Here is a 7866-nt window from a genome sequence, read left to right on the forward strand (position 1 = left end):
TAATTAAGATGAAAGTATTTCTCAGCACACTATTAATGATCATAATTCAATTTAATATGAACGCTCAAGATTGGAAAACACCAACGATTGAAGGTTACGGTAGAATCGTAGATTACGAAAATGTGGCTATTCAACCAGATTCTGCTACCACCTATAAAATGTTTTTTCACATCACTATCAGTAAAGAACGAGAAGGTGTAAATGTTTCTCTCTGGAAAATGGCGAGAACCATCAATCTTTTAGAGAATGGCGGAGTTCCTAAAGAGAACATTCAACTTGCTGCAGTAATTAGCGGGCCTGCGACGCCTATCGTTCTTTCGGCAGAAGCTTATGTAGAAAGAATGGAAAAAGCTAATCCTAATTTAGAGTTAATTGATAAACTTACAGATTATGGCGTAACGATTCACCTTTGCGGACAAGCAGCAGCCAAGAATAAAATAGATCCAAAAACAGATTTGAATCCAAAGGTTAAGCTCACCTTATCGGCATTGATAGATATTCCTACCTATCAAATGCAAGGTTACACCATTATTCGTTAATTTCTTCCATTAGCTTTGCTTTAGATGTAAAACGCTACGAAAGTAAAAGCTGGGGCGGACTTTTAATCTTCGGAATTTTAGGAGCTATTTTTTCATTCATCTTACTATGGAATCCTGCTTTTGCTGGGCTAAGCGTTGTTTGGTTAATTGGACTCAGCTTTTTATTTGGTGGTTTATTCAGTATATTTTTTGCATTGCAACTGCGAAAACTCCACAAATACAGCAAAAAATTAGTCCCGAATTACGAGAGCGCTATCAGCAATTAGAAAGAGATTTGAAAAATGAATGGAGTTAATCCCATAATCTATTCTCTAATATTGATTATATCATAAATTATGAAAAATTAAAGAACTGAAAATGGAGATTAAAGATTCCTAAATTAATTCAGAATAAATAATTTTTCAGGATCAACCAAACACAATCAATATATAAGCACATCATAAAAATGATTCAAATCGTTTTAAACACCTAAATTAATAAGATAACTAAAAACTAAACCCATGATAAATTTAAGAATTATTCGATTTTAAAGGAAAACTAATCATAATAGGTGTGCCGCAGGTACTATTGGAAGTGAAGTTTCATGATTTTTAAGCTCTTTAGGCGCCAACATTTTACTGACAGATTAAGCCGAAAACAAAGTGAAAAACATCGCTGCAGATGTTGAAATAGAAACCGGTAATGCTACCATAGCGATGAAAGTTGACTTTACGGAAGAAAAAGAAATTGAAAATTTAGTAAATAAGGCTGTAGATAAATTTGGAAAAATTTCTGCCGTGGTGAATAATGTAGATTGGGGAGCCAACACCCCACTTTTTGGTTCTGACTCTGAGAAAAGGATCAATGGTTATAAGTTGAATACCTTAAGTGATTACAACTCGACCAAATACTGTATGCCTTACCTTAAAAAAGAGCAAAATGCATCGGTTGTATTTTCGGGTTCTGCCGTTGGGAAACACCATCGCCAGAATTTATTGAATACAGTACTGCAAAAGCCAGACTTTTAAATATGTCTTAAAGTATGGCAGTTACCAGCGGACAAGAAGTACTTTTTAATTCTTTAATTATTGGTACATTAGATAACGGCGAACCTTCAAAAGAAGCTGGTTATACACAAGCAATGATTGATAATGTAGTAAAAGGAATTGTATTAAAAAGACGTGGACTACCACAAAATATCGCTAATGCGATGGCTTTCTTACAAAGTGATGCCGCATCTTGGATTACTGGGACAGAGCTTACCGTAAATGGTGGTGGTGTGTATAAAAGTAAAATGCCTGCCTCATAAATCTTGAGCGCATTTTATACATACAAGAACTTAAAAACAGTATCGGGCAGCGTTTTAAGCTGACGGTTACTGCTTTTATATGCGCAAAATTTGACAGCGCAACCAACCTAAAAAGTAAATCCGCAGTTTGCAAATGATAATTTTTTGGAGGATTCTCCCCAGACGGGCATGGTTTCTTACGGTATTCCCGGCGAGAGCGTAGACCTGACCTTTGCAGAAAGCGTACCGAATTGGCAGCAATTTTTATTAACTACTAAACCAAAAATTATGAATGCAAGAACAAAATCTAAAGTAGTAAAAGGCGCTGTACTCACGGGTGTCATTAACGCTATAATTAACGGCGAAATTCAATACTTTATTTTAAAAGGAAATGATTCTATTCCAATTTCAGTAGATTCTATTTCTAACAACACAGAAACGGTTTTAGGCACCGCAGTGCTGCTTGCGATTACATTATCTACGATACCACCTTGGTCGCTTACTTTGGGATAAAAGAAGAAAAAGCTCCGTTTTGGCCAACTACTTTTTGGTTAACCATAAAACACGGCTTTTTTACCTTTGGGGTAGTGACTGCATTAGCGGTCTTATGGCAAAAATATATGGGACCCGTGGAAGTATCTTTAATTTCAGCATTAATTATTATTGGAGTAATCGCCGGGATTGTTTCGGACTTTGTAAATTACCTAACCTTAAAAGAAAGCACTTTAATCGAAGAACATAAAAATTAAATGATGAAAAAAATTATATATCTATTTGTCTTATTAACAGTGAGTGTTAACTGTAAAGACGTAGAAAAGAAATCGGAAATTAAAACCACCGAGTCTTCTGCGCAATTATACCACAATGGTGATATTCTTACCATGGACGATCCAAAAAAATCTAGTTATGCGGAGGTTCTAGTTGAAGAATATGGAAAAATTGTTTTTGTAGGCGATAAAGCTAAAGCGGAAGAAAAATATGCCGAAGCAAAAAAAATCGATTTACAAGGAAAAACACTTCTTCCAGGTTTTATAGATCCGCACAGTCACTTTGGCATGATTTCAAATTCTATGGGACAGGTAGATCTAAATCCTGAACCTGTAGGCGATGTAAATACGATTGAAGCTATTAAAAATCACTTAAAGGCTTATAAAAAAGACAACAACATTCCAGATGATGAATGGATTGTAGGTTGGGGTTATGATGATGGGCAACTTGAAGAAAAGAGACACCCTACAAAGCAAGAAATAGATGCTGTATTGCCTAACAATCCTGTGTATTTGATGCATACCAGTGGTCATATGGGTGTCGCCAACTCTGCTGCCTTAAAATTACTAAATGTAAATGCAGACTCACCAGACCCCGATGGCGGTACTATTGTTAGAATGGAAAATTCTAAAGAGCCTAACGGCTTGGTGCAAGAAACCGCCATGTATCCTTTTATGGGAACTGTATTAGAAATTGCCGCTAAAAACCAAGCAAAACATTTTGATGCAACCCAAGAATATTATGCTTCTAATGGAATTACAACAGCACAAGATGGGATGACAGATCGCAATTCTATAGCATTTTTTAAAAAGCAAGCAGCCGCAGGAAAATTAAAAATAGATTTAATTGCCTTAGGAGGTAATAACGATTTAAAGACAAATCTTGCCGACAGTACAATTCATTTTAAAAAATACAACAATCATTTTAAAGTACAAGGAACTAAGATAGTAGCCGACGGTTCTCCGCAAGGAAAGACAGCATTTTTTACTGAGCCTTTTAAAACGGAAGTACCTGGCTGCACACACGATTGTAGAGGTTTGCCAAGTCTTTCTAAAGAGAGTTTAAATGATTTGTTTGTAACCGCTTATAAAAATGATAATCAATTGTTTATTCACAGTAATGGAGATGCAACCATAGATATGGTGATTGCCGCGCACGAAAACGCTTGTGAGCAATTGGGACAAGAATTAGATAAAGACCGAAGAACTATTGTGATTCATTCTCAGTTTGTGCGTTCAGAGCAATTAGAAATCTTTAAAGAATACAATATAGAACCTTCATTTTTCACCAATCACGCCTTCTTTTGGGGTGATGAGCACGTGAAGAATTTAGGTAAGAGAAGAGCATTTTTTCTAAGCCCTATCGCTTCCGCGGAAAAATTAGGTTTAAAATACACCAATCATTCTGATGCTACGGTAACGCCAATTGACCCTCTATTCATGATCTGGTCGGCGGTTAATCGCGTTTCAAGAACTGGAGAAGTAATTGGCCCAGAGGAAAGAGCCACGCCTTATCAAGCCTTAAAAGCAATTACCAGTCACGCCGCTTATGAGTTTTTTGAAGAAAACTATAAAGGAAGTCTAGAAGAAGGAAAATTAGCCGATTTTGTGATTTTGGATAAAAATCCATTAAAAGTAGAGCCTATGAACATTAAAGAAATACAAGTATTGCAAACCATTAAAGAAGGCAATACCGTTTATAAAAAGTAAAAGAATTAATTTTAAAAACAGAAAATTATGGATACATCAAAACATTTTGATTTAGAAGGAAAAACAGCAGTGGTAACAGGTGGAGCAGACGGAATAGGAAAAGCTTGCTGCGAAATGCGCGCTGCGTATGGAGCAAACGTAGTGGTTTCTGATTATGATATGGAAGCTGCAGAAAAAACTTCAAAATCTATAAATAACAATGGAGGAACCTCTATTGCGATAGATTGTAATGTACTTAAAGATGAGGCTTTAGTAAATTTAATAGACAAGACTGTTGACAAATTTGGTAGCATCGAAATCTTAGTCAACAATGTTGGTGGCGGTGGAGCCGGAAAAGAAAGCCCGTATGATATTGAAGTAGAGCAATTTAAAAAAGTGTTTGAGATGAATGTTTTTAGTATGTGGCGTCTTTGCCAATTGGTAGCTCCACATATGAAAAAAGCGGGTTACGGAAGTATTATTAATATGTCTTCTATGGCATCTATTAACAAAAGTCCAGCGATTAGTGTCTACGCATCTTCTAAAGCGGCAATTAATCATATGACGCGTAATTTGGCTTTTGATTATGGCCCAGATGATATTAGAATTAATGCTATTGGACCTGGAGCAACAAAAACACACGCGTTAAGTACGGTGCTTACGCCAGAATTAGAAAAGGCAATGTTAAAACACACGCCCATAAAAAGGCTTGGAGAATCAGAAGATATCGCGGGAGCATTTCTTTATTTCGCAGCACCTATTTCTAGCTGGACTAGTGGTCAGGTCATTCTTATTAACGGTGGTGGTGAGCAGACGTTGGATATGTAATATTTAAAAGGATTTAAGACTTTTAGACGTAAGACAAACGCATATTTTATGGAATGGCATTTGTTTCACGTCTGTTTTATTTCTTGAATTGAAAAGATCAACAAGGATTTATTGTATAAAGCAGTCAGCAAATTTCAACATCTAAACATAAAATTATGAAAGAAGAGAAAAACACAAATGATTCCAATAATAAAAAAAAGATCATCGTGCTAGGTGGAGGATCTGCCGGTGTGCAAGCAGCATTACGTGCTCATGAACTTGGCGCAGAGGTCACTATTTTAGAAAGTGACCGTATAGGTGGTACAGCATTTAATAAAGGTCCTGCTCCCGTTCGTACGCTTGCTCGCGCAGCTCGATTGCGCGCAGATGGTATTTTGTAAGCTAATTGTAAACAAAAAAACAAAACAGCTTTTAGGCTCTTATTCTGCTGAAGTCATTCAGGTTGCTGCTACTTGTATAGCTACTCAAATGAAAATTCAGGATATTGCAGAATTAGAATTGGCCTTTCCTACATTTACTGAGGCAATAGCCATGGCAGCCCAAAGAATTTGTAGAAAAATGAGAATAGATCAACCTGAAAGTTAACTTTAATCCTAGTTTTTTTCAGTAGAAATAAAAAAAGCCGCCTTAAAAGACGGCTTTTGTCTCCCTGAACCTGCCCGTACCATTCAGGCGGGTTTATTTCAGAGTTTCCTGATAGTTAGTAAAGAACTCCATGAGATGCTGAAATAGATTTACAATGACAGTTCTCATTATCTTTTAAAACGGTTTTCAATCTTTTAAAAAAAAAAATTAATCCAAACCTCCTTTTCTAGTAGCATCTTTTGCTTCTGGCCATTGCATTTGCTCACCAGTTCTAGAGTTCATAGGAAGAACTGCTTTTTCTTTAGATGTTGTTTCTGGATCTTCACTTGCCATATACGTCATAATTGCCGTTAAAATTACATTATTACGTACATCATCAAATACAATTTTATCATAAGTATCTAAATTGGTATGCCAAGTATAATTCCAATACGACCAGCTTAAAGAACTTAAGCTAAAGGCTGGCGCTCCCGCTGCAACAAAAGCAGCATAATCTGAACCTCCTCTTGAAGGAGTACCAGGAAATGTAGTGGCTATTTCTCCTTTAATCTCTTCTGGAACGGGTTCTAACCATCTATTGATATAATCATAGGCATGTAAAAACCCTTGACCGCTAATATTTTTTACACGACCCGTACCATTATCTTGATTAAAAGACGCTTGCACATGAGCAACAATTTCTGGGTGATCTTTTACAAAAGCTCTAGACCCATTTAAACCTTGCTCTTCGCTACCCCAGTGTCCTGCAATAATGGTGCGCTTTGGATTAGGATATAATTTTTTTAAAATTCGCATGGTTTCCATCATAATGATGGTTCCTGTACCGTTATCGGTAGCGCCAGTACCTCCATCCCACGAATCAAAATGCGCAGAAAGAATTATATATTCTTCTGGCTTCTCGCTTCCTTCAATTCTAGCAATGGTATTAAATGTTGGAGTCTCTCCCAAATCTTCAGATTGCGCTACCACTTTAATTTTAGGCGTATTTCCACTTTCCACTAGACGGTAAAGCAAACCATAATCTTCCAAAGAAATATCTATACTAGGAACGTCTTTCGTGTACGCGCCAAATATTTTATTGGCACCAAAGCCTTTAGACCAATATGAAGTAATAATACCTTCTGCTCCCGCTTCTTCTAGTATTTTTGGTAATTCTTTAGAAGTATGCCCTGTATTTTTTATACGGTTTCTCCAAAGAGAATCGGTTTCTCTCATCGTTTGCTTCATCTTATCCCAAGACTTATCTGTTGCCCATTCTTCCCAATTATGGGCAGGTCTTCCTGTAGGTTGCAACGCAGACATCAATACAAATTTACCCTTTACGTTAGAAAGCATTTTTTTAAACTCTCCTTCACTCGAAGCTTCTGGTAAAATCACCACCTCTGCCGTCACTCCTTTTTTCTTAGTAGCAGGACTCCAGGCTAATTGTTGTCCCTGTAAAGAACTTACTCGGGGTTCAATCATATCAATATGCGTAATTCCGCGTTCCCAAGCGCGCCAAGTTCCATATTCTTGATTTTCAGCACTAATCCCCCAATCTTCATATTTTTTAATAGCCCAATCGTGAGCTTGTTTCATTTGTGGCGTACCTACCAATCTAGGTCCAACCACATCCATCAACTCGTGTGCAATTTCTTCGAGTTTAGAATTTTCATTGGCTTCCTTTACAATGTTATCTACCATTTGTTCTTGCGCTTGAAGCTGCAACCCTCCAATGACAAGAAACAAACTAAACAGTGTTCTTAAATTCTTTTTCATATAACTTTTTTAATTTAACAATATAAGCTTAAAGATATTGAACTTATCTTAACTTTAAGTTCTAGGTCTTGAAAAATTGATTTTATCTACAAAACAGTGTTTTGAAATGTGTATAAAATATAGATTTTCACCAAGTTATTATCTCTTTAGTAAGAATTTTAGTCAATTTTAAGTATTAAAAAATCTAGATATCTAATTTATTTCATTTTTGTGTTAAAGTGAATTTTCATCTTAGAAGTGGGTACTCCATTCATACTCTTTTTAAAGACAATTTATTTCTAAAGCTTTTCAGCGGCTTTAAAATGTAAGGTTGATACTTGCAAATTTTTAAAATTTTAACAAGTTGAACTATATATACGCGTTGTGCTAGTTAAAATTCATAAATAAAGCGAAAGAAAAGATCGTGCAATCAATTGATATTAAGTATCTTAAT

Annotated in this window: 11 protein-coding genes; 10 read left to right on the forward strand and 1 reads right to left on the reverse strand. The window is 36.0% G+C overall.

What is annotated here, in order from left to right; all coding sequences use genetic code 11:
* The first annotated feature begins 8 nt into the window (after window positions 1-8).
* From RLT85_RS09730 to RLT85_RS09775, 10 genes are all read left to right on the forward strand, one after another.
* Window positions 9-539 (forward strand): DsrE family protein, encoded by a 531-nt coding sequence (locus tag RLT85_RS09730; protein ID WP_311401843.1) that lies wholly within the window; start codon window positions 9-11, stop codon window positions 537-539.
* A gap of 98 nt (window positions 540-637) precedes the next feature.
* The gene (locus tag RLT85_RS09735) at window positions 638-805 is read left to right on the forward strand and encodes a DUF308 domain-containing protein (RefSeq protein ID WP_311401854.1); all 168 of its coding nucleotides are present in this window, start codon (window positions 638-640) and stop codon (window positions 803-805) included.
* Between the two features lie 375 nt (window positions 806-1180).
* Complete coding sequence (locus tag RLT85_RS09740; protein ID WP_311401844.1) at window positions 1181-1546, forward strand: SDR family NAD(P)-dependent oxidoreductase; 366 nt, start codon at window positions 1181-1183, stop codon at window positions 1544-1546.
* Between the two features lie 14 nt (window positions 1547-1560).
* Complete coding sequence (locus RLT85_RS09745; RefSeq protein ID WP_311401845.1) at window positions 1561-1827, forward strand: SDR family oxidoreductase; 267 nt, start codon at window positions 1561-1563, stop codon at window positions 1825-1827.
* Window positions 1828-2094: 267 nt separating this feature from the next.
* On the forward strand, window positions 2095-2319 hold the full coding sequence (locus RLT85_RS09750) for a hypothetical protein (protein ID WP_311401846.1): 225 nt from the start codon (window positions 2095-2097) through the stop codon (window positions 2317-2319).
* Entirely contained in the window at window positions 2298-2555 is a 258-nt protein-coding gene (locus RLT85_RS09755; RefSeq protein WP_311401847.1) for a hypothetical protein, read from the forward strand. The genes RLT85_RS09750 and RLT85_RS09755 overlap by 22 nt, the downstream gene beginning before the upstream one ends.
* Before the next feature lie 3 nt (window positions 2556-2558).
* Window positions 2559-4283: an amidohydrolase gene (locus RLT85_RS09760; RefSeq protein WP_311401848.1), complete on the forward strand. Its 1725-nt coding sequence runs from the start codon at window positions 2559-2561 to the stop codon at window positions 4281-4283.
* A 27-nt stretch (window positions 4284-4310) separates the two neighbouring features.
* On the forward strand, window positions 4311-5090 hold the full coding sequence (locus RLT85_RS09765) for a glucose 1-dehydrogenase (protein WP_311401849.1): 780 nt from the start codon (window positions 4311-4313) through the stop codon (window positions 5088-5090).
* A gap of 155 nt (window positions 5091-5245) precedes the next feature.
* Window positions 5246-5470, forward strand: coding sequence for an FAD-dependent oxidoreductase (locus RLT85_RS09770; protein ID WP_311401850.1), 225 nt, complete (start codon window positions 5246-5248; stop codon window positions 5468-5470).
* Entirely contained in the window at window positions 5457-5675 is a 219-nt protein-coding gene (locus RLT85_RS09775) for an oxidoreductase dimerization domain-containing protein (RefSeq protein WP_311401851.1), read from the forward strand. The genes RLT85_RS09770 and RLT85_RS09775 overlap by 14 nt, the downstream gene beginning before the upstream one ends.
* Window positions 5676-5882: 207 nt before the next feature.
* Here RLT85_RS09775 and RLT85_RS09780 read toward each other — a convergent pair whose 3' ends face one another.
* The gene (locus RLT85_RS09780; RefSeq protein WP_311401852.1) at window positions 5883-7433 is read right to left on the reverse strand and encodes a M20/M25/M40 family metallo-hydrolase; all 1551 of its coding nucleotides are present in this window, start codon (window positions 7431-7433) and stop codon (window positions 5883-5885) included.
* Window positions 7434-7866 lie beyond the last annotated feature (433 nt).

It is taken from the genome of Mesonia ostreae (genome assembly GCF_031845265.1).
In the GTDB taxonomy this organism is placed as follows: Bacteria; Bacteroidota; Bacteroidia; order Flavobacteriales; family Flavobacteriaceae; genus Mesonia; species Mesonia ostreae.